The organism is Neobacillus terrae (assembly GCF_011393025.1).
GTDB classification, from domain to species: domain Bacteria; phylum Bacillota; class Bacilli; order Bacillales; family Cytobacillaceae; genus Neobacillus_A; species Neobacillus_A terrae.
The window spans coordinates 325794-345468 of record NZ_JAAOEO010000004.1 but is presented as its reverse complement, the minus strand read 5'-3'; the positions used below and the strand labels follow the sequence as shown (position 1 = coordinate 345468).

The following is a 19675-nucleotide window of genomic DNA, read 5'->3' as shown; positions in this document are numbered from 1 at the left end:
ATTTGAAAACGCTTACAATAGGAGGACAGTTTATGAGCCAAAAACCGTTCCATTTTGAAACTGAAGTTATTCATTCGGGATATTCATCAGAAAAATATGAGGGCAGCCTGACACCCCCTTTGTTTCAAACAGCCACTTTCACCTTTGATAATGCTCTGCAAGGAGAAAAGAGATTTGCGGGACAAGAGGAAGGATTTATATATTCAAGGCTTGGCAATCCGACTGTAAAAATGCTTGAAGACCGAATGGCGGCACTTGAAAAAGGAGAAGCAGGGCTGGCTTTCTCATCTGGGATGGCGGCAGTTTCAGCTATTTTAGTAGCACTTACCAAGTCCGGTGATCATATTTTATGCTCTCAGGGAGTTTACGGCTGTACCTTTGGATTTCTGGAGTTATTGAAAGAAAAGTATGGAATCAGCCACCAATTTTCACTAATGGATTCAAGAGAAGAAATTGAAAAAAACATTCTGCCAAATACTGCGTGCATTTATATTGAAACCCCTATTAATCCTACTATGAAACTAGTAGACCTGGCACTTGTATCAAAAATTGCACGTGAAGAAGGAATCCCCGTAATTGTTGATAATACTTTTTCTTCTCCATATCTCCAGCAGCCACTTCTACTGGGCTGCGATGTAGTTATCCACAGTGCAACCAAATATATATGCGGACATGGAGATGTCATTGCTGGTATTGCAGTCGGTAAAAAGGATTTTATGAAAAAGGTAGCAATGACCACACAAAAAGACATTGGGGGGATTATGTCTCCTTTTGATGCCTGGCTCCTTCTGCGAGGATTAAAGACACTGGCTGTCAGGATGGACCGCCATTGCGAAAATACGAGTAAATTGTTTGGATTTTTAAAGAATCATCCTAAAGTAGAAACCATCTTTTATCCTGGAGATGAAGGGCATCCTGACTTCCCGATTATGAAAAAGCAAATGAAGCAGGCTGGCGGGCTAATTTCTTTTTCTATAAAAGGGACAAAGGAAACAGCCCAGGAGTTTATGGATAAGTTAAATTTAATTAAGATAGCTGTTAGTCTAGGAGACTCAGAAACCCTCATTCAGCATCCTGCAACCATGACGCATGCTGTAATTCCAGCAGAGGAAAGAGTGAAAATGGGAATTAGCGAAACCCTTCTCCGGCTTTCTGTTGGTCTGGAATCCTGGGAGGATTTGCAGGCGGATCTTGAGCAGGCGCTCAGTGCGATATAGTGATGAAATTACTGTAAAAAAGGGAGTCCCTCCAAATTGGGACTCCCTTTAGTTCCTTATAGGGCTTCGACTATAACGTTTACCATTTCCTCTAGTTTTTCCTGGTCAACTTCATCAAAACGATTTTTCTCAGGAGAATCAATATCCAAAACTCCTAATAGTTTTCCATCTTTTATCAACGGAATGACAATTTCTGATTGTGAAGCTGCATCACATGCAATATGGCCAGGGAATTGATGAACGTCCTCAACCCGAACTGTAACCCTTTCCTGTGCAGCTTTTCCGCAAACTCCTTTTCCCAAAGGGATACGGACGCAGGCAGGAAGACCCTGAAATGGACCAAGCACTAATTCACTTTCGCCATCCATAAGGTAAAAGCCTGCCCAATTGATACGGTCAAGCAATTGATTTAAAAGAGCAGAAGCATTGCTAAGATTTGCAATCAGGTTTTTCTCATCATGGAGAAGAGCCTTTAGCTGGGAAGTTGCTAATTTATAGTTTTCTTCACGGGTTCCCTTATATAATTCGACGTTAAACATTACTTTTCACCTGTCTCTCGGATTTTTTAACTCTTATTTTATCAAAAACAGGAGGAAATGAGGAGAAAATGTCTATAAAAAGATAAAGGAACCCACCTTCCTGACAAAGAATGTATTGTAAATGGGAGAGTATGTATTCCCAAGCCATTGGCATACAGGGGGAATTCGAAAATGGGAAAAAATTCGAAGGAAATGATTATCAATGCTGCCATTTCACTTTTTAATACTAGAGGATACTCAGGCACTTCTATTCGGGATATAGCCGGTATTGCCGATGTTAATCCGGCAAATATTGCGTATTACTTTCAAAATAAGCAAGGGCTGCTTGAGTATTGCTTTACATCATTCTTTGAGCAGTACATCTCTGAAATTGAAAAGGGATTTTCATTTCTCGAAGAGGGGGCAGAAGCCTGCCTAAAAAAGATTGCCTCCAACCTCCTTTTTTTTCAATGCAAAAATATTCATTTGACAAGGCTAATTCTAAGAGAAATGTCACTTGACTCCCAGGTTGTCAGGGAAATTATGTCTACCTATTACCTTAAAGAAAAATATCTAATCCAAACTGTTTTGGAAAAAGGCGAAGAGTGGGGAGAATTCCGCAGGCACTCGCATGATTATATGGTGATACAGCTAAAAGGAATGCTGACAATGCCTTTTTTGAATTCCCATTATATAACTGAAGTTCTTCATGTCTTTCCTCATGAACGTTATTTTGCAAATAAATATCTGAATGAAATTTATGCATGGATTGAAGGCTGTCTTTGTGTCATAGGGAAGGAGAATAAAATCCCGGCCCTTTTATGAAAAGGGGGCAATCATCTCTTCTAGCCCCTGTCCCAAATCCTTACTTTGATGGGCATCTGAGCCGTAAACGAGAGGAATATTTAAACGCAAGGCTTCTCTCACAATCCATTCAGGGGGATAGGGTTCACGGCATAAGGGCTTTGCTGTTCCAGCTCCATTATAATCAAGTTCGCAGTTATGTTTCTTCATGGCCAGCAGAATAGCAAATATTTCATTTCTATATTGCTCGCTCTGAGGGAATTTCTTATGAAACTTCCTGATAAGTGTTATATGGCCTAACCGTTTAGGTTTAAAGGGACCTATATCAGCCATCACAGAGGCTAATACTGTACGGAAATAATTTTTATAAAGCAGATCAATGGAACCGTGTTCACGTATCATACTTTCAAACAAAGCAGGACTGTAATCCAGGCATTGATAATCCTTTCCGTGTTTAAGAAAGTGTACGGAAAGCACTGCATCATCGATTCCGTTGCCTGCATAATTCAAAAGAGATTTTGTTTCTTCCTCAAAACCCTCAATAAAATCTACTTCAAGTCCACAGTTAATCCTTATTTTTCCGGAATATCGTTCCTTTAGCTTCTCAATGTCCTCAAAATATCCCTCTAAATCTTTTATGTCCATAGCACTGTCTTTTTCAGGAACGGTATCAATAAAACCATATGGAAGCGGAGCATGTTCCGTAAAAGAAATCTCCTCAAATCCCATAGATATAGCTTTTTCGATATATTCCTCGAACGAATCTTTTGTCCCGTGCGGGCAATAAGGAGTATGTATATGACCATCTTTCTTTACCATGGAATGACCTCCGCTTTCACATTTTTTAAAGCTGCCAAATCAACAATGAGGTTTAATATAGCCTTTTATAAAAAAAGCTTGCGATACTTAAGCTGCCGCAGCCTTCCTTCCCCCCGTGGAAACACCGTTCTGTCCTTTAACAAAATTAATGTATTAAAAGTATTACTTACCCCTTAGTAAGAAGAAAAAGACCAGACTGTTCCCACTTTGTTTGTCAGGTAATTTTGGTTAAAAATGATTACTCTCATTACTTTCAATAAAATCTTAAAAAAATTGAAAATAATAGTCAAAAAATGTCGTTTACATGTTATCATAAAAGCATTGAATTTAATATCTAACAGTATATTTACTATAATTATGACGACTTGATAATAAAATAAAGAATGTTGCCGGAAAACAGGGGGCTTACCATGGAATATATCATAGGGGTTATTATCCTTTTATTTGCTTTGTTTGTAACTGGATATCTGATAAAGAAAAAGTACTATAAAGAAATGGACAGGCTTGAATCCTGGAAAATAGACCTCAACGACCGCCCGGTCCAGGAAGAGATGTCCAAGGTAAAACTGCTCAATATGACCGGCCAGACTGAGGAACTTTTTGAACGCTGGCGGAATGAGTGGGATGAGATTGTTACAGTTAAGCTTCCCAACCTGGAAGAGCTCTTGTTTGATGCGGAAGAATATATAGACAAATACAAGTTCAAAAGAGCAAAAGAAGTTCAATTCGCCATTGAGGAAAAATTAAAGGGAATTGAAGAACGAATTAGTGCTATTCTGGAAGAATTGAACAGCCTTGTGGGCAGCGAAGAGAAGAATAGAATTGAAATTGAAGAATTAAAGGAATTATATCGGGAATCCAAAAAAACTCTTTTCGCTCACAGACTTAGTTTTGGAAAAGCGGAAAAGACTCTCGAATTGGGACTCAATGAAGTTTCTGAAAGGTTTCAGGAGTTTGAAGAGAAAACGGAGAATGGCAATTACCTTGAAGCTAGAGAAGTTGTTTTGACTATTAAGGATCAGCTGGAAAATATTAAAAAGAAAATGGATTTGATCCCTCAGCATTTAGTTGAATGTCAATCCATTTTACCAGGGCAGCTTGATGAATTAAACGGCGGTTATAGGGAAATGGTTCGCCAGGGTTACTACCTGGCACATCTTCAGTTCGAGTCAGAAATGGATAGGCTGAACAAAGAAATGGATTCCATGCTCGTGCTGCTTGAAGAAGCTGAAACTGATCAGCTTCAAAAAGGAATCGAGGAATTAAAAGAGTCTATCGATCAGCTTTTTGACCTGCTTGAAAATGAAGTTCATGCCAAACATCATATTGTACAGAATGAAAATCAAACTGCTTCTTTGCTTGAATCCATTTTTGAAGAGAGCAAAGGCCTTCAGGATGAGGCTCTTCATATTCAGCAGAGCTATCATCTTCCTGAGAATGAATTGGATATGCAGCGCCAGCTTGAAAAACAGCTGGGATCCCTATATAAAAGATTTGATATTCTAACTGAAAAAATAAAATCCAATGAAACTCCTCAATCTTCGATGAGCGAAGAGCTTAGGGAAATTAAGGATGAACTTGATGCGGTTCGTGAAGAACAGCAAGGGTTCGCTTCTAAACTTCAGGCGTTAAGAAAAGATGAAATTGATGCAAGAGAAAAGGTAAGTGACCTTATTAAACGCCTGAATGAAACAGCCAGACTGGTATCAAGGAGTAATATTCCTGGTTTACCTGAAGAGTATAAGTATTTATTCGAAGATGGACACGAAAGTATTAATAATGTGAAGCAGAAACTTCAAGAGACACCTCTTGATATTCCTTCTGTCCATCAGTACCTTGAAATTGCTGCATTGACAGTAGATAAATTAATTAATACAACAAACGAAATGATTGAAAATGTAGTCTTGGCGGAAAAAATCATTCAATATGGAAATCGCTACCGAAGCAGATACCCATCGATTGCCAAGGGCCTGCGGAATGCAGAAGAAGCATTCCGGAAGTATGATTATCGCGGGGCATTGGAGCAGGCTGCTACAACCATTGAAGAAATAGATCCAGGAGCTCTTAAGAAAATTGAGTCCAATCTTTCAAAAGAATAGTTAAAAGTAAGAAACCGGTTCGCCTTTAGGCGGGGCGGTTTGTTTTTTTAGCTAATCAGAATTTATCTCCATAAATTCTGACTGCATAAGGGCAACTACGACTCTGCTCTCATCTAAAGGCCTGGCAGTTGCCGAGTCTTCTTTAGAGGAAACCAATAGGGTTTAAAAAACTTTTATGGAAACCAATGTGATTATTAAGCTGCGGATGTTTATAATTAAATGGGTTTATGTTAACATTTATCTCGGAAAAAAGGTTTTCGGCATGAAAGGAGAAGACCATGATTTATTTTGATAATAGCGCGACTACGAAGCCTTATAAGGAAGTATTGGAATCATATATAAAAGTTTCAAATGACTTTTTTGGAAACCCTTCATCACTCCACGGTCTCGGGGGGCAGGCGGAAAAACTTTTGTCACAGGCAAGAATGCAAATAGCAAATTTGTTGAATATAAAGCCTGGAGAGTTATTTTTTACTTCTGGAGGAACGGAAAGCAATAATATGGCAGTTAAAGGTGCTGCTTTAATGTATAAAGGAAGAGGAAAACATTTAATAACAACGGAAATTGAACATCCTTCGGTTAATGGAGCTATGGAGCAGCTAAAGGATTTAGGGTTTGAGATTTCTTATTTGCCTGTTGACTCAACAGGCAGGGTCAAAGTTGAAGAATTAAAAAGTGCGATTCGAGATGATACCATTCTTGTTTCAGTTATGCATGTTAATAACGAAGTAGGTACGATACAGCCCATTAAAGAAATTGGCGAAGTGCTAAAGGAATACCCGAAAATTCTTTTTCATGTGGATCATGTTCAGGGAGTCGGTAAGGTACCACTTGATTTTCAAGAATGCGGTATTGACCTATGCTCTATTTCGGCTCATAAATTTCATGGTCTGAAAGGAACAGGGGCTCTATTTATTCGTGAGGGCCTTAAATTAGCTCCTTTACTTTCAGGGGGCAATCAGGAAAACCGGCTGAGGAGCGGTACCGAAAATGTTCCAGGATTGGTTGCAATGGCTAAAGCTTTACGTATGGAGTTCTCGAACAGAACTCACTATGTAGATCAAATGCTTTCATGGAATGCTCATATCAGAAAAACACTTGGAAAAATAGAGGGAGTTGCTATTCATACACCAGTTTCGGATTCAGCACCTCATATTTTAAATTTTTCTATTTCAGGGATTAAAGCTGAAGTGTTTGTCCATTCTCTTGAAGAAAAGGATATTTTTGTTTCTACAACAAGTGCATGTTCTTCAAAAAAGAAAACTCCTAGCAAAACATTGCTTGCAATGGGTGTTCCAAGGCCAATGGCTGAGAGCGCCATCCGAATCAGTCTTTCTTTTGATAATACAGAACAGGAAGCAATCCTTGCAGCAGCAGCCATCGAAGAGACAGCAAGAAAATTAGGAAGGATAATGCAAAAATGAATTATGATCGTATTTTAATCCGTTATGGTGAAATATCCACTAAAGGGAGAAACCGCAGTAAATTTGTTGAGAGACTGCGGAAAAGTATTGCAAGGGCACTTGTAGCTTTTCCTGAAATTAAAATTCAAGCAGACAGGGACAGAATGTATATCCTGTTAAATGGTGCCAGTGGAGAACAAGTTATTTCGATTTTGAAAAATATTTTTGGAATTCAATCCTTCAGTCCTGCCATTAAAGTGGAAAGGGATATTGAAAAAATAAAAGAGGCTGCACTCAGCCTCGTAAAAAGGTTATATAAAGAGGGAAATACATTCAAGGTTACAGGGAAAAGAGCAGATAAAACCTTTGAACTTAATACAGGTGAAATTAATCATGAATTTGGCGGTTACTTACTTAAAAATATTACGGGCCTAAAAGTGGATGTGAAAAATCCCGATATTAACCTTCAGATCGAGGTAAGAAGCGAAGCGGTTTATTTAACCTGCGAGAATTACCCTGGGGCGGGTGGATTGCCAGTTGGCTCTGCCGGAAGAGCAATGCTTATGCTTTCTGGCGGGATTGACAGTCCTGTAGCCGGTTATTTGTCTATGAAAAGAGGGGTGGAAATTGAAGCAGTCCATTTCTTTAGCCCTCCTTTTACTAGTGAAAGATCAAAACAAAAAGTAATCGATCTTGCAAAGGTACTATCAGGTATTAGTGGCCAGTTAATGCTTCATGTTGTTCCCTTTACAGAAATTCAACAGACGATCAGGAAGCAGGTACCGGAAAATTACTCCATGACAACTACCAGACGGATGATGCTGCGAATTACAGATGAAATCATGAAGCGGCGAAAAGGGCTTGCCATTATTACTGGTGAAAGTCTTGGCCAGGTTGCAAGCCAAACGCTTGAGAGCATGTATGCCATAAATGAAGTCACCAATACACCTGTATTAAGGCCATTAGTTGCTATGGACAAATCGGATATTATAAAAATAGCTCAAGAAATTGGTACGCACGATATTTCTATTCTTCCTTATGAAGATTGCTGCACTATTTTTGTGCCAGCATCGCCTAAAACAAAACCTCGTCGGGAAAAGGTCGAGAGGTTTGAAAGCTTTGTTGACTTTGAGCCCCTTATTCAAAAAGCGGTTGAGGACATAGAAACCATTCAAATTGGACCTGAAGCAAACAGTACAAAAAATGAAATGGATGACCTTTTTTAATAATTTTTTTTATACTATAAATATCCAATGTTTTTGTGAACAATTTCCAGTTGATTATTTGAATGATGCCATGTGATATTACACATTCTAAACTCACAAGGAGGTGAAATCACATGGCAAACAGATCAAACAACCTACTCGTTCCTGGTGTTGAACAAGCTCTTGACCAAATGAAATATGAAATTGCTCAAGAATTTGGTGTAAACCTTGGTGCTGAAACTACTTCTCGTGCTAACGGTTCTGTTGGAGGAGAAATCACTAAGCGCTTGGTTTCAATGGCTCAACAACAATTAAGCGGTGGATTTTCTCGATAATAAAATATAACATGGCTACAGGGAGCGGGTGAAAACCCGCTCTCTTATTTATGGACAAGAAATAAAGTTTTACCTTTTAAATTGTCTAGCTCCAGCGCCCAGCGAGTTTTTATCTCTGTAAAGCTTCCTTGAGTATCTTGCATCAAGTATGACCTTAGGTGATACTTGGTGCAGCTAGTGTCCATCCCGCTTCTCCCTACGATAAGTCAACATCGAACTCAAGTGCTCCTGGCCACAGCTTTTTCAAAGAAGCTTACGTTCAGCTCGTCGCAAAGCTGCATGTCGTCTATTCAGAGAAGCCTTTACAAGAAGTTTAATCAGGTAGTGGTAGTTTCTTCTCTGAACGTGCGCTTGCGCTTTGCCTAGTGCGTAGCATTCTATTTATATTTTAAATTTTAAAATAATTCCGTATAATAGATGTATCTACTAGTATATGGAGGGATAGGATGAAACGCGAAGATTTGATAGCTCCAAAAAAATATAATCTTGTATCTGAAGTAGAACATTTTTCTTTTGATCCAGTACGAATAGCACTTAAATGGCTAAATGATGCGGGGGAAAGGGAAGAAATTACATACAGCCAGTTAATCAAAAAAGTGAATCAAACTGCTAATGTTTTTAAAGAAAACGATCTTCAAAAAGGCGATGTTGTACTTGTAATGGTTCCAAGGCTAATTTCCGCCTATGTTGTATACTTAGCGGCCTTGAAATCAGGAATAGTGGTTATCCCGAGTTCTGAACTTTTAAGGGAGAAGGATATCCAATATCGTCTTTCACATGGTGATGTTAAAGGTGTAGTCAGCTATTATCCTTTTATCAGCCAGTTCGAAAACATATCCGAAATTAACTCGACTAAAGCCTTTTCCATAGGCGGCAGCCATGGAAGCTGGATCGATCTCGATGAAAAAACGAGCAGTGCATCAGAAGAATTCGCTTTCGCGGACACAAACAGAGATGATATCGCATTTTTATCCTATACCTCCGGAACAACGGGAAATCCCAAAGGCGTAGTCCACACACATGGGTGGGCATATGCACATTTGCGCACCGCTGCCTCCAACTGGCTTGGAATTGAAGATGGAGATACAGTTTGGGCTACTGCTGGACCTGGATGGCAAAAATGGATTTGGAGTCCTTTCCTATCTGTTATGGGAACGGGGGCAACCGGTTTTGTCTACAATGGAAAATTTGATCCAGTTTCCTATTTAAAGCTTCTTGAAGAATATCAAATAAATGTTCTCTGCTGCACACCAACAGAGTATAGAATGATGGCAAAAGCTGAGAACCTTGACCAATATAAACTTGATCATCTTCACAGCGCGGTTTCCGCAGGTGAGCCGTTAAACCGTGAAGTTATTGACACCTTTAAAAGGCATTTTAATGTTCAGGTGCGCGATGGGTATGGCCAGACAGAAAACACTCTCCTCGTTGGGGTTACCAAAGGAATGGAACTCCGTCCTGGTTCAATGGGTAAACCAACACCAGGGAATAGAGTAGATATTATTAATGAATACGGTGAAATCTGCAAACCTGGAGAAGTTGGAGATATTGCAGTCCATGTTGAAACTCCAGCCCTCTTTAAAAATTATTACAAGGATCCGGAGAGAACTGCAATGCAGTTCCGGGGAGAATATTATGTTACAGGAGACAAGGCAAAAAAAGACGAAGATGGGTACTTTTGGTTCGAGGGCCGTGGAGATGATATTATTATCAGCTCAGGTTACACCATTGGACCATTTGAAGTGGAAGATGCGCTTGTGAAACACCCTCAAGTAAAAGAATGTGCTGTAGTTGCCAGTCCGGATGAAATTAGAGGACATATTGTCAAAGCTTTTGTCGTACTAAGGGAAGGCGTAGATGCAAATGATTCCGGATTGGTAAAAAGGCTGCAGGACCATGTTAAAGAACTGACGGCACCTTATAAATATCCAAGGAATATTGAATTTTTAGAAGAATTGCCAAAAACAACATCCGGAAAAATACGCCGGATTGAACTTCGTCAGAAAGAAAACCAGTCATTAAAGAATTAGACTTTAGGTTATTAATGCAGGCGGTTCTCCGCCTGCTTTTTACATGAAAAGAAATATATCTCAAGGAGATTTGATAAATGGGGAAATTATGGTTTGGGACTATATATACGATGGAGAAGGAAGGACAAAAGGCTGAAGCCATTTACACTGAAGGAGATCGCATTATTAGGGTTGGAGACAAGGCAGCCCTCGAGGAAGAGTTTGCACACCTAATTGATGAGAAAATTAACTTAGGGGACAATATTTTGTTTCCAGGATTTATCGACAGTCATCTCCATTTAATAGGCCATGGAGAAAAACTTAATCGGCTTGATCTTTCGGGCTTAAGGTCAAAAGAGGCGGTTTTAGAAAAGGTAAAAAGCCATTTGGGGAATGTTCAGAGAGGGGAGTGGCTGATAGGGGAAGGCTGGAATGAGAATCTCTGGGAAGCTGGTGAAGTTATTCAACGATCAGAAATTGATTTTATTTCACCCGATAACCCGGTCATTTTGAAAAGGGTATGCCGCCATGCTCTAATTGCCAACTCTGCTGCTTTAATAAGGGCAGAAGTTAACGAAAATACGGAATGTCCACCAGGGGGAGTTATTGAGCTGGATGAACATGGTGCCTTAAATGGACTGTTAAAAGATAAAGCAATGGATTTAGTTTTGTCGGCAGTTCCTCAGGTTACAGAGGCCTATCTTGAAAGAGCAGTATCTTCCTCTATTCAGGATCTCCACCGGCTTGGCCTGACAGGTGGTCATACAGAGGATTTACACTATTATGGGGGCTATAGAAGAACCATAAATGCTTTTAAAAAGGTAATTGAACAGGAAGGTGTGAGATTCAGAGCGCATTTGCTTGTCCATCATGAAGCAGTCGATGAAATGGTTCAGGACGGGGGGGAATACCTTGGCGGTAATGAATGGATAGAACTAGGAGCAATGAAAATATTTGCGGATGGTTCTCTTGGAGGAAGAACCGCACTTTTAAGCCACCCTTATAATGATGCTCCGGAAACCAGCGGAGTTGCTATTTTTACACAGGAGGAACTAAACGGCCTGGTTAAAAAAGCCCGAGATAATAGTATGCCTGTTGCCGTTCATGCAATAGGGGATCAGGCGTTTGACATGATTTTAACTGCCATAGAAAATCATCCTTTAAAAGGAAATGGGAGAGATCGACTGATTCATGCTCAGGTACTCAGAAAGGATCTGATAAAGCGAGTAAAAAGGCTGCCTGTTGTATTGGATATACAACCAGTATTCCTGGCATCCGATTATCCCTGGGTTATGGACAGAATAGGCAAAGAAAATATGGAATATTGCTATGCGTGGAGGACCTTGCTGAAGGAAGAATTGCCATGTGCTGGAGGTTCGGATGCTCCTATTGAGGTTCCTGATCCGCTGCTTGGCATACATGCAGCTGTTACAAGAACTTCTATAGATGATCCGGAAGGCAGAGTCTATCAGCCGGAGCAATGCCTGTCTGTCTATGAAGCCGTTAGCCTTTATACATCCGGAAGTGCCTATGCAGCATGCCATGAGAATGACAGGGGGATGATTAAGGAAGGATATCTAGCCGACTTTACGATTTTGGATGCGGACTTGTTTAAAATTAAGGTATCTGAAATAACCAATGCTTCTGTCCAAATGACCATTATTGGCGGAGAAGTTGTTTTTAGAAGAAAAAAGACTGGCGAAGGAATCTAAACCGACTTATAATAATAACAATTATTATTTCGAAACTAGAAAGAATAGGGGCCCAAAAATGAAAAAGAATGATATACAGCTTGGAGCCACTTACGCCGGTTTCTCCTATTTTTTATGGGGACTTTTGCCGATATATTGGAAGTTGATTGATAATGTCCGTGCGGATGAAATCCTCGCCAACAGGATTTTTTGGTCATTTATCTTTATGGTTTTAGTACTGCTATTCACCAACAAGTGGAGAGCATTTACCCAAACTTTGATAGGGCTGGCCCAAAGGAAAAAGCAATTTTACGCCTTAGTCATTGCTTCCATTCTTATTAGCATTAACTGGTTTATTTATATCTGGGCAGTAAATAGCGACCAAATGATTCAGGCAAGTCTTGGATATTATATAAACCCTCTTGTCAGTGTACTGCTTGGAATGTTTGTTCTAAAGGAAAAACTAACTTTTATCCAGTACTTTTCCTTTTCGCTTGCCTTAATCGGGGTATTGATTATATCCATTTCTTATGGTCATATTCCGTGGATTTCCTTGGCCCTTGCTGTATCCTTCGGTTTATACGGTCTCGTGAAAAAACTAATTACAGTAGAATCCTCTATTGGTCTAACACTGGAAACACTGGTTATTACACCACTGGCAGCGATCTACATGGGTTATCTGTTTTACCAGGGAGACAACTCTTTTTTTTCATCAGATTTAAAAACGAACTTTTTACTTATAGGAGCCGGTGCTGCTACAGCTGTACCACTACTATACTTTGCAAAAGGGGCACAGAAAATTCCTTTATCTATGCTGGGATTTCTGCAGTATATTGCACCAACATTAACTTTAATCTTAGGTGTGTTTGTTTATGAAGAACACTTCTCAGGTCTTGAGCTGCTGGCATTTATATTTATCTGGTCAGCTTTGACTGTATACTCTCTTTCAAAAACAAAGCTATTTACAGCAAAAGGGAAAAAAGCCCGAACAAATTCCTAACCAAAAAATCCTTATCCGTAAAAACCGGATAAGGATTTTTTTGGGGAGTAAGCTATTAAAGAAATGTTCTTTTGACTTTTTCCCAGAAAGAGTTGTCCTTCAATTTTATAGTTTTAATTCGTTTTTCACTGAGTTTAATGTCTACTCTTTCAACATGGCGAATGCTGAGTGCTTCGTTATCCATTCCCATTGTTGGATGGTCGTTGCCATCAGAAGCAACCTTTAAAGTAAGGTTGCGGTCATTGCTTAAAATAAAGGACGCACCCAATGTTCGGTAACGGTTATTATTGACAGACGCAATTTCACTTACCTGCATGCAAGGCAGCAAAGGGTCTACAATTGAACCGCTCACCGACTTATTGTATGCGGTACTTCCAGTAGGAGTGGCCACAATCAAGCCATCACCCCTAAAGGTTTCAAAGTGAAGTTCATCAATGAAAACATCAACTACTAATGTTTTAATGATAGCCGATCGAAGGCTGAATTCATTTAAACATTCAAACGTAGTTTGGCCATCCACCCTTACTTCAATAACCGGGTAACGGCGCACTTCGATTTGCTGTTGATCAGAAGTACTGGAAGCAGCCTCAATCATTTTTGAAGTATCTTCAATTTGAAAATCACAATACATGCTTAGGTTGCTGCCGGTAGATATTCCCGCATAGAGGCAGTCATCCCGAAAACCGGTTTTTCTTACTGCCTGAAGGAAGGTTCCGTCTCCGCCAATACTCGTAATTATGTTAGCATCACGCGGTTCCTTAACAATGGTAAAGCCATACCTTTCAGCTAGGTCGTATAAATTTTCTGCCTTACTAAGCATTTCAGGGTCTTTTTTATGGTATAAATACAAGTTACGGCGATTTGACATGCTGCTTTCCTCCAATCAATTCTTCCATTAAAGCGGCATTGCACTTATCAGAATCATTTTTTTCGCTCATCACCATATATCTAATGATGTAAAGTTTTCAATTTATACAGCTATATTGATTGAGTCCCATAGCAAGTCCATGAAGCGAAAATCAACAAGCAAGAATAACAATAAACCACTTTTTTGGTGAAGATCCCTTTTTACGGACTTTCCAAGTTTTTCTACTAAATTTACAAATATACAGTAAATTTTGTTAAAATATTGAATATCTATTATGAGTTTATCATTTTTTTAAAACATTTTGAAATTATGAATACAGCCAAGTTGATAAAGGGGGAGTTTATGTGAATGGAAAACGCTGGGCTGCACTTGGAATTGCAGCAGGCCTGTTCCTGTTTTCTATTTTAATTAATGTTTTATCAGTATTTGCTTTTAAGGGAGTTAAAGAGGATTTTGGCAGTATTTTTACTGCGAAAAAAGAGCCATTTTCTGAAGAGGTTGTTAAAGATGGAAATGAGACGAAAAAAATTGCTATTCTCGATGTGAATGGAGTGATCCAGGATACCGGAGAGGCAGAGTCCTTTTTTCAAAACTCTGGTTATAATCATCAATCTTTTTTAAAAAGGCTCGATTATATAAAGGAAGATAATTCAGTAAAAGGAATTATTATACGGGTTAACTCACCTGGTGGCGGTGTCATCGAAAGTGCAGAGATTCATAAAAAGATAAAGGATATTGAAAAGAGCACCAAGAAACCTGTGTACGTATCCATGGGTTCAATGGCAGCGTCTGGCGGCTACTATATTTCAACTGCTGCAGATAAAATTTATGCCAGTCCTGAAACACTGACAGGTTCCTTAGGAGTTATTATGGAAGGCGTAAATTATGGAGAACTTGCTAAGAAGTATGGTGTTGATTTTGTAACCATTAAAAGCGGGCAATATAAAGATATAATGAGTCCAACAAGGAAAATTACTGAGGATGAACGTCAAATATTACAAAGGATGATTAATAATTCGTACGAAGGATTTGTAAAAGTTATTTCAGACGGGCGGCACATCCCCGCTGACCAGGTCAAAAAGATTGCCGATGGGCGTGTCTATGACGGCCGACAGGCAAAAGACTTAAAATTAATAGATGACTTTGCCTATCTTGATGATGTTATTAAAAAAATGAAAAAGAACGAAAATCTTCAGGGTGCCAAAGTTATTCGCTATACAGATAATCTGGGCCTTGGATCTTTATTTAATATGGGTGCCCAAAAAATGATGGGAGAGAACCTGCAAATGTCCGGACTCATTAAAGTGCTGTCAAAGCCAGACTCTCCGCGCCTTATGTACTTATATGCTCAATAGGAGGGAAGCCGGATGGAAACAAATAACCTAATCAATGAGCCTGGTAAGGACTCTGCGGCTTTTGCAGAAAAGAGCGGCATTTGGATTCCTGAAAATAGTGTCCCGCCTCCTGCCGCCCCTTTGCGGTATGCGGGATTTTGGATGCGGTTTTGGGCTTATCTTCTTGATTTAATAGTCATAGGCAGTGTTGAAAGGATTTTGATTAATCCTCTGTTTCGTGCTCTTCATCTTTCTCTGTCAGAATCAAAAATATTTGCTCCAGCTGCCATAGCTTCTGCTGTCATTTTTTATTTGTATTTTGTCCTAATGACAAAGTTTTTTGGCCAGACGCTTGGAAAAATGGTATTCGGTCTAAAGGTTATTGAACGGGATAAAACGAATTTATCCTGGAACACCGTTCTGTTTCGTGAATGGATCGGCCGGTTCATCTCCATTACATTAATAATTGGATACGCCATAGTGGCCTTTTTGCCTAAAAAACAAGGACTCCATGACCTTTTTGTAGATACCACGGTTATTCATGTAGATAAATAATAATAGTTTACGCACCCTGCGAATTTTAAAGGTATAAATATAAGGAATGCACACTGAGACTTCAAATCTCGTGTGCATTTTTTTCTATACAAATCAGGGATGGGAAGGACAAACCTGATAGAGCATTAAGAAAGTGTCCTTCATTAAGGTACAAAAAATAAAGACTGTTACTGGCTGTAAAAACTTTGAACGGTTTATTAATTTTTTTCCTTAAATCATTAGTAACTAGTGTCCGCACGAATATTTTTGTCCTTTTTGCCAATACTATTAGGCTGAAAGGTTGTGAGCGAAATTGAAATGGCTGCTTCTTGCCCTGTTGGTAATTTTGTTCCTTCTCGTTATCATTCTAATTACTAAAATCTCGATTTATTTTACTTACTGCCATTATAAAGATAATGATGATTTAAAAATTGAGGTAAGGTTTTGGTTTGGTTTAATAAAGTTTAAGGTTAAGGTGCCTATGGTCAAAGTTGACAATGACTCTCCTTCACTGGTTGTGAAAGGGAGCGCACAGGCTGGAGACCAGGACCAAAAGGGTGGAGAAAAAACCAAACAGTTTACTCCCGATGATATACAGGATAGTCTGGAGGACTGGAAAAACCTACTGGGTCATATCTTTGGGCTCCATAAAATCATAAGAAACTTTCTAAAAAAAGTCACGATAAAAAATTGGGAATGGCAAACAGTGGTCGGGATAGGTGATGCGGCACATACCGGAATGCTGACAGGGGCAATATGGGCTTTAAAAGGAAGCATAATTGGGCTGGTCAGCCATTATGTGAAAATGAAAGAAATCCCAGTTGTCCAGGTAATTCCCTACTTTCAGCTGACTGTGGCCCAGACAAAAATCTCATGTATTTTTCAATTCCGAATCGGGCATGCTATTTTGGCAGGAATAAAACTGATTAAATTCTGGAAAGGCGGACGGCCCAAATTTAAATCAAAGCCGTTATCTGCTTTGTCCGGCGATAAATCAAAATCTGTTTAACAGAGGAGGAAGCAGTAATGTCTGACCATCCAATACAGGGATTAATGACAACAGCAATGGAAAGCTTAAAGGAAATGATTGACGTTAATACAATTATTGGCGATCCCGTTGAGACTCCCGATGGCAGTGTGATTCTAACGGTCTCGAAGGTAGGCTTCGGGTTTGCAGCAGGAGGCAGTGAATTTAAGCTTCAGGGATCTGAAGATGGACAGGGCCAGGGATCGGGCCAAAAGGGGCATCCGTTTGGCGGCGGAAGCGGCGGCGGTGTTTCTATTACTCCAATAGCCTTTTTAATTGTCAATTCACAGGGTGTCAAAATGCTTCACCTGGATGAAAGTACACACCTATATGAAAAGATTTTGGATCTGGCCCCTCAGGCTGTTGAAAAAATCCAAAACATGCTTTCTAAGAAAGACCAGCAAAGCGGCGGTCAAAAGCAACAGCAATCGGATCACCAGCAGCAATCCAATTATCCAAAACAAGATCTTGAATTTTAATGAATAAAGTTAATCTTCCGTGTATGGGGGGTTAACTTTTTTCCTGTAAAGGTAGGAAATACAACAAAAAAACAGTGTTTTTTATAAATCCTATTAATTGCAAAAAAGATTCTGAAAAGATATAGTTATTTCGTGTACATAGAACAAAGGAGGAAGATTCAAATGGCAAATGTAACATTTAAGGGAAATCAAGTAACACTATTGGGTAATGAAGTAAAAGTAGGGGATAAAGCTCCAGATTTTAAGGTTCTTGCAAATGACCTTTCTGAGGTTTCTCTTGAAAATACAAAAGGGCAAGTACGTTTAATTACTTCTGTTCCTTCTCTTGATACAGGTGTTTGTGATGCAGAAGTTCGCCGTTTTAACCAGGAAGCTTCTCAGATTGACAATGTTAAAATTTTAACTGTCAGTGTAGACCTTCCATTTGCACAAAAACGATGGTGCGCAGCAGCAGGCATTGAAAATGTCCAGACTTTGTCAGATCACCGTGATCTTTCTTTTGGTGAAGCTTATGGTGTAGCTATACAGGAACTTCGTCTATTGGCACGTGCTGTATTTGTTGTAGATTCAAGCGATACAGTTACTTATGTTGAATATGTAAGCGAAGCTACTGAACATCCAAATTACGAAGCAGCAATCGAAGCAGCTAAACAAGCAAAATAATATCGTTCTACGAGGAAAAGGCTCTCTGCAAAGAGGGTCTTTTTTTGTCGTTTAGGAAATTACTGATTTTTACCTTGTGGATAACTCCGAACTAGGTTATTGTAATCTAGCTCCAGCGCCCAGCCAGTTTTTTTCCTTGAGAATATGCTTCTTTGAATATCTTGTGATGATCATGACCGATAGGTGATGATTCGAACAGCTCGGGGTCATAAGCCAAATCACTTCAGAAATCAGGACAAGGAAAGCTTCGGCAGCATAATCATCGCACGAAGAAAAGCGCAGCTTTTCGAGGACGTGGCGATTTTAGTCTTTCATCATCTAACCAGGGCGCTTCCGCCTTTTGTTCCTGTTAGACTGAGTGTCTAGGCAATCATGTGGCTAATGTGTTGCTTGTAAACTTAATGCTGAGGTGAATCCTGATTACTTGTTAAAGCAGATAATCATGGCTAAAATAGGTAAGAGAAATAAACGGGAGGAAACAGGATGAATATCTCTCCGGTAGAAAAATTATTTACCGCATTTAATGAAACAGCCCTTCTATTACAGGAAGAGCTTTCTTGTACTTTTCTGGAGGCGGTTGCTGAAACAGGAGAAAATTTATTTCAGCAGGCCATACTTCAGGAGGAAATCAGTGAGCTTTCCGTCAGAAGGCTAAAAAAGATTTATGAAGAAATTAACCTGGACAAGTTTTCAAATGAGGAAATAAGAAAAGCCTACCAATTAGTTATCTTAAAAGGAATGAAAGAAAGTGTACAGCCAAATCATCAAATGACCCCTGATTCGGTTGGGATGCTTGTAGGTTACCTGGTAGAGAAGTTTATTAGGGCGGCTTCTTATCGGATTCTTGATCCAGCTGTCGGAACAGGAAATCTTTTAACAACGGTATTGAACCAGCAATCAAATAAAAAAATCGAATCTGTTGGGATTGAGATAGATGATATTTTAATCAGGCTTGCCTACGCAAACTCCAATTTACAGGAGCATCCGGTCGAACTTTTTAATCAGGATAGCCTTGAGCCTTTATTTATTGATCCTGTTGACACAGTTATCAGTGACCTTCCTGTCGGGTATTATCCTAACGATTTGCGAGCTCAGGACTATCAGCTAAAGGCTGAAGAAGGGCATTCCTATTCTCATCATTTATTTATCGAACAAAGCTTTAAGCATGTAAAGCCAGGAGGATATTTATTTTTTATTATTCCAAATGGCCTTTTTGAAAGCCCGCAGGCTCCTCAGCTCCGCGAATATTTGAAAGAAAATGCGGTTGTTCAGGGAATTGTCCAGCTTCCCCTTACTATGTTTAAGAATAAGAACTCCGCGAAGAGTATCTTTATTCTTCAAAAAAAGGGAGAGAACATTAAGGTACCCAAACAAGCTATGCTTGTAAATATGCCGAGTTTCTCAAAGGCAGCAGAAATGGATAATGTTCTCAGGAAAATTGATAAATGGTTCTTGGAAAATAAAATGTGAATAAACGCTGGCTTTCTGCCAGTTTTTTTTGCTTATCAGATAACCATAAATTTGAACACATGAAGGATTGAACAATGAAGGCCTCGGCAGCTATATCATCGCACGAAGAAAAAGCTTTGCTTTATCGAGAAGTGCCGTTTTGAGCCGGATAAGACAACTAAGGCATTCGCCAAGGGACTTGGCGAATGCCTTAATTTTTT

At 39.4% G+C, this 19675-nt stretch carries 18 protein-coding genes; 15 read left to right on the top strand and 3 right to left on the bottom strand.

The genetic code is table 11. The annotated features are described in order from the left end of the window. Window positions 1-32: 32 nt before the first annotated feature. Window positions 33-1217, top strand: a complete 1185-nt coding sequence (megL, locus tag G8761_RS08315) for a methionine gamma-lyase (RefSeq protein WP_166025478.1) — start codon at window positions 33-35, stop codon at window positions 1215-1217. A gap of 56 nt (window positions 1218-1273) precedes the next feature. Here megL and G8761_RS08310 read toward each other — a convergent pair whose 3' ends face one another. After that, the gene (locus G8761_RS08310; RefSeq protein WP_166025476.1) at window positions 1274-1756 is read right to left on the bottom strand and encodes a GAF domain-containing protein; all 483 of its coding nucleotides are present in this window, start codon (window positions 1754-1756) and stop codon (window positions 1274-1276) included. Window positions 1757-1927: 171 nt separating this feature from the next. On the opposite strand from G8761_RS08310, the gene refZ reads away from it, so the two are divergent. Then, a complete protein-coding gene (refZ, locus tag G8761_RS08305; RefSeq protein ID WP_166025474.1) occupies window positions 1928-2560 on the top strand; it encodes a forespore capture DNA-binding protein RefZ in 633 nt (210 codons plus the stop codon). Here the strand turns inward: refZ and hisJ are convergent. Continuing rightward, the gene (hisJ, locus tag G8761_RS08300; RefSeq protein ID WP_166025472.1) at window positions 2555-3358 is read right to left on the bottom strand and encodes a histidinol-phosphatase HisJ; all 804 of its coding nucleotides are present in this window, start codon (window positions 3356-3358) and stop codon (window positions 2555-2557) included. The two genes, refZ and hisJ, sit on opposite strands and share 6 nt — an antisense overlap. Before the next feature lie 410 nt (window positions 3359-3768). Here hisJ and ezrA point away from each other — a divergent pair, with 410 nt between their 5' ends. The 7 genes from ezrA (at window position 3769) to rarD (ending at window position 13100) form a co-directional block, all read left to right on the top strand. Further along, the gene (gene ezrA, locus G8761_RS08295) at window positions 3769-5457 is read left to right on the top strand and encodes a septation ring formation regulator EzrA (RefSeq protein WP_166025470.1); all 1689 of its coding nucleotides are present in this window, start codon (window positions 3769-3771) and stop codon (window positions 5455-5457) included. 278 nt (window positions 5458-5735) lie between these two features. Then, window positions 5736-6881 carry a cysteine desulfurase family protein gene (locus tag G8761_RS08290; RefSeq protein WP_166025468.1) on the top strand — a complete coding sequence of 382 codons (1146 nt, stop codon included), beginning with the start codon at window positions 5736-5738 and terminating at the stop codon, window positions 6879-6881. Then, complete coding sequence (gene thiI, locus G8761_RS08285) at window positions 6878-8086, top strand: tRNA uracil 4-sulfurtransferase ThiI (protein ID WP_166025466.1); 1209 nt, start codon at window positions 6878-6880, stop codon at window positions 8084-8086. The genes G8761_RS08290 and thiI overlap by 4 nt, the downstream gene beginning before the upstream one ends. A gap of 113 nt (window positions 8087-8199) precedes the next feature. After that, the gene (locus G8761_RS08280; protein ID WP_166025464.1) at window positions 8200-8400 is read left to right on the top strand and encodes an alpha/beta-type small acid-soluble spore protein; all 201 of its coding nucleotides are present in this window, start codon (window positions 8200-8202) and stop codon (window positions 8398-8400) included. A 446-nt stretch (window positions 8401-8846) separates the two neighbouring features. After that, a complete protein-coding gene (mbcS, locus tag G8761_RS08275; protein ID WP_166025462.1) occupies window positions 8847-10430 on the top strand; it encodes an acyl-CoA synthetase MbcS in 1584 nt (527 codons plus the stop codon). 77 nt (window positions 10431-10507) lie between these two features. Further along, window positions 10508-12121 carry an amidohydrolase gene (locus tag G8761_RS08270; RefSeq protein ID WP_166025460.1) on the top strand — a complete coding sequence of 538 codons (1614 nt, stop codon included), beginning with the start codon at window positions 10508-10510 and terminating at the stop codon, window positions 12119-12121. Between the two features lie 58 nt (window positions 12122-12179). Further along, window positions 12180-13100, top strand: a complete 921-nt coding sequence (gene rarD, locus G8761_RS08265; RefSeq protein ID WP_166025458.1) for an EamA family transporter RarD — start codon at window positions 12180-12182, stop codon at window positions 13098-13100. Window positions 13101-13155: 55 nt separating this feature from the next. Here the strand turns inward: rarD and G8761_RS08260 are convergent, their stop codons facing one another. Next, complete coding sequence (locus G8761_RS08260; protein ID WP_166025456.1) at window positions 13156-13968, bottom strand: NAD kinase; 813 nt, start codon at window positions 13966-13968, stop codon at window positions 13156-13158. Window positions 13969-14312: 344 nt separating this feature from the next. Between G8761_RS08260 and sppA the strand changes: the two genes are divergently transcribed. From sppA to G8761_RS08230, 6 genes are all read left to right on the top strand, one after another. Beyond that, a complete protein-coding gene (gene sppA / locus G8761_RS08255; protein WP_166025454.1) occupies window positions 14313-15323 on the top strand; it encodes a signal peptide peptidase SppA in 1011 nt (336 codons plus the stop codon). A 12-nt stretch (window positions 15324-15335) separates the two neighbouring features. Further along, window positions 15336-15857 carry an RDD family protein gene (locus G8761_RS08250; protein WP_166025451.1) on the top strand — a complete coding sequence of 174 codons (522 nt, stop codon included), beginning with the start codon at window positions 15336-15338 and terminating at the stop codon, window positions 15855-15857. A 292-nt stretch (window positions 15858-16149) separates the two neighbouring features. Continuing rightward, the gene (locus G8761_RS08245; protein WP_166025449.1) at window positions 16150-16845 is read left to right on the top strand and encodes a DUF2953 domain-containing protein; all 696 of its coding nucleotides are present in this window, start codon (window positions 16150-16152) and stop codon (window positions 16843-16845) included. 17 nt (window positions 16846-16862) lie between these two features. Beyond that, a complete protein-coding gene (gene ytfJ / locus G8761_RS08240) occupies window positions 16863-17342 on the top strand; it encodes a GerW family sporulation protein (RefSeq protein WP_166025447.1) in 480 nt (159 codons plus the stop codon). Window positions 17343-17504: 162 nt separating this feature from the next. Beyond that, the gene (gene tpx / locus G8761_RS08235) at window positions 17505-18005 is read left to right on the top strand and encodes a thiol peroxidase (protein WP_166025446.1); all 501 of its coding nucleotides are present in this window, start codon (window positions 17505-17507) and stop codon (window positions 18003-18005) included. A 483-nt stretch (window positions 18006-18488) separates the two neighbouring features. Next, complete coding sequence (locus G8761_RS08230; protein ID WP_166025444.1) at window positions 18489-19475, top strand: class I SAM-dependent methyltransferase; 987 nt, start codon at window positions 18489-18491, stop codon at window positions 19473-19475. The last annotated feature ends 200 nt before the right edge of the window (window positions 19476-19675 follow it).

What these genes read in the sequence shown, in the direction of transcription:
- G8761_RS08280 (WP_166025464.1), top strand. Translation starts at nt 8,200, where the DNA reads ATGGCAAACAGATCAAACAACCTACTCGTTCCTGGTGTTGAACAAGCT.
- megL (WP_166025478.1), top strand. Translation starts at nt 33, where the DNA reads ATGAGCCAAAAACCGTTCCATTTTGAAACTGAAGTTATTCATTCGGGA.
- tpx (WP_166025446.1), top strand. Translation starts at nt 17,505, where the DNA reads ATGGCAAATGTAACATTTAAGGGAAATCAAGTAACACTATTGGGTAAT.
- ytfJ (WP_166025447.1), top strand. Translation starts at nt 16,863, where the DNA reads ATGTCTGACCATCCAATACAGGGATTAATGACAACAGCAATGGAAAGC.
- hisJ (WP_166025472.1), bottom strand. Translation starts at nt 3,358, where the DNA reads ATGGTAAAGAAAGATGGTCATATACATACTCCTTATTGCCCGCACGGG.
- G8761_RS08260 (WP_166025456.1), bottom strand. Translation starts at nt 13,968, where the DNA reads ATGTCAAATCGCCGTAACTTGTATTTATACCATAAAAAAGACCCTGAA.
- thiI (WP_166025466.1), top strand. Translation starts at nt 6,878, where the DNA reads ATGAATTATGATCGTATTTTAATCCGTTATGGTGAAATATCCACTAAA.
- G8761_RS08290 (WP_166025468.1), top strand. Translation starts at nt 5,736, where the DNA reads ATGATTTATTTTGATAATAGCGCGACTACGAAGCCTTATAAGGAAGTA.
- refZ (WP_166025474.1), top strand. Translation starts at nt 1,928, where the DNA reads ATGGGAAAAAATTCGAAGGAAATGATTATCAATGCTGCCATTTCACTT.
- mbcS (WP_166025462.1), top strand. Translation starts at nt 8,847, where the DNA reads ATGAAACGCGAAGATTTGATAGCTCCAAAAAAATATAATCTTGTATCT.
- G8761_RS08230 (WP_166025444.1), top strand. Translation starts at nt 18,489, where the DNA reads ATGAATATCTCTCCGGTAGAAAAATTATTTACCGCATTTAATGAAACA.
- G8761_RS08310 (WP_166025476.1), bottom strand. Translation starts at nt 1,756, where the DNA reads ATGTTTAACGTCGAATTATATAAGGGAACCCGTGAAGAAAACTATAAA.
- ezrA (WP_166025470.1), top strand. Translation starts at nt 3,769, where the DNA reads ATGGAATATATCATAGGGGTTATTATCCTTTTATTTGCTTTGTTTGTA.
- rarD (WP_166025458.1), top strand. Translation starts at nt 12,180, where the DNA reads ATGAAAAAGAATGATATACAGCTTGGAGCCACTTACGCCGGTTTCTCC.
- G8761_RS08270 (WP_166025460.1), top strand. Translation starts at nt 10,508, where the DNA reads ATGGGGAAATTATGGTTTGGGACTATATATACGATGGAGAAGGAAGGA.
- G8761_RS08250 (WP_166025451.1), top strand. Translation starts at nt 15,336, where the DNA reads ATGGAAACAAATAACCTAATCAATGAGCCTGGTAAGGACTCTGCGGCT.